Source organism: Vibrio sp. Vb0598, from assembly GCF_033338935.1.
Classification (GTDB): Bacteria; Pseudomonadota; Gammaproteobacteria; order Enterobacterales; family Vibrionaceae; genus Vibrio; species Vibrio alginolyticus.
In genome coordinates this window covers 1-1,796 of the sequence record NZ_JAWOTP010000073.1, presented here as the reverse complement: position 1 = coordinate 1,796, position 1,796 = coordinate 1, and the positions used below count along the sequence as shown (strand labels likewise).

Sequence of the window (1,796 nt, the reverse complement as noted above, 5' to 3'; positions counted from 1 at the left end):
TTTCAGTCGATTCAATGCAAACTCGCTGTAATGCTGAGGCAGTACTCCCTGCTCCCCCGTCAAACCAATCAAATTTGTCTCAAGCGCTAATTTATCTTTACCTAATGGTTTAGTAGAAACGAGTTGCGCATTCTCAAAGCCTAAAGACGCATTGACCTTTAAGTTGAGTTTCTCGTTTTTTGGTAATGCATCTGTTCCAATTTGCGATTCAACTTTCAAAAGCTCTTGCTCAATAAGATGAATAGATTCAAACAAAGAACGTTGCTTTAGCTCGCGGTAGAAGTCCTCTGAGCTCATAACAACACCTTATCACCTGTCAGCGCAGGCCATACGTGAAAGGAGCTGCTGGTTGATTTCAACTTAATCTCTAACTGCGTAAACACGTTAATCTCCGCATATTGAGCAAAGTAAACAGATAACACGCTACCCAATAAAAAGATCTGCTCTTTTGGCAGTATCTGATCGGATACTGTTAGAATCAGCTTTACTCCATGTGCAAAACCAACTTTTCCTTTCTGACTAACCCTACCGGTTGTATGTTCAAACTCTAGCTTGACTAGAGCATCTATAACGGCTTTTGTTTCGGCAGTGCCTGCAAATGCATACAAGTTCAATGTTTGTTTTAACGTTGCTAAGCCGTCAGCTTCAGTAAAATGGTTCAATGTTAATAGCTTGGTAAGCTGCCATCGTGTGCTTTCATCCATCTCTGGTCTAAGCGTTTCGGAGAGAGACGTTAAGCACCTGATTGATTTAAAATTATCATCAACATTGGGTAACTGAACCTTTGGTAGCCCGCCACCAAATGGAATTTTTTGTGGCAAATTACGATTGCAACACTCAGCTTCCACATACATCAGCCAATTATCTCTGCTTTCAGGGCTGAACAACTGGTATTGCTTATCAACAAAAGAAACATAAGTCTCTCGACCAGGCTCATCGTAGCCACCGGCCCAGTTATTATCCTCTCGTCTCATTAACCAATACACTTCGCTCGCGCTCATGTAGTGCGTGTGCTCTCCTGAATGGTAGCAGGGTAAGTGCTCGTAAGTTTTGTTCCAGTTTCTCAAGGTAACATCAGAAATCGAGACAACTTCATTACTCTCTGCATCTTGGTACTGAGGAGATAATTGATACTCGTACTCTGTTGGAAGGAGACGTTTAGGTTCCATGGTTGATTTGAACAGATTTACAATGGGAACACAGCCAACCATGACACTTTCCTCGTCTACTTGCTTTGGTAGCCAGTCATCGCTTGTATCGAAGTAAAAGCAAATCTCGACCTGCCCTTGAATCTCTAACTTATCTAAGCCGAGCTCGATCAAGTCAAAGAACATGAATTTTTCTGGGAAATGAAGGTACTCGACCAATAAACGAGATCCCGAAAAACTTCTCTTACTGTAAGGGACGACTTGCTCCTCGTCCCCAAACCCAACCGATTGAAGATGCCTCTTAGTTAGAGGCATGATTTCTTTACCATCCAACACGATTGAAAGACCAATCAAACTTTGGAATAACATTTGATATAGCTTGAGTGTTAATTGCGTCTGTCCATTTAAGTACAAACGCAAACAATCGATACCCATGGAATTGATAGAGGACTCTGAATCATGAGCACTCAGCTGACACCTTAGTACAGAGTGCGCATTATGCTCCCACTTAGAGCCAGTAGGCTTGAAAGGCGCGTTCTCAAATGAACCAGAGATAATATCGAGTGGATACATTGTTGTCGGGTAACAGGTTCGAAACTGGCAATTTTGATATCCAGGAGCACTAACTTCGACTCTTTCACCCACAGG

2 protein-coding genes are annotated in these 1,796 nt (G+C 42.3%); both read right to left on the bottom strand.

Annotated features, from left to right (window positions below; all coding sequences use genetic code 11):
• Positions 1-297 (bottom strand): type VI secretion system baseplate subunit TssG (locus R7Q38_RS22975; protein ID WP_318114412.1); only part of this gene is annotated, 297 nt, incomplete at its 3' end.
• The coding region (gene tssF / locus R7Q38_RS22970; RefSeq protein ID WP_318114411.1) for a type VI secretion system baseplate subunit TssF at positions 294-1,796 on the bottom strand (1,503 nt) is incomplete at its 5' end. The genes R7Q38_RS22975 and tssF, both read right to left, overlap by 4 nt.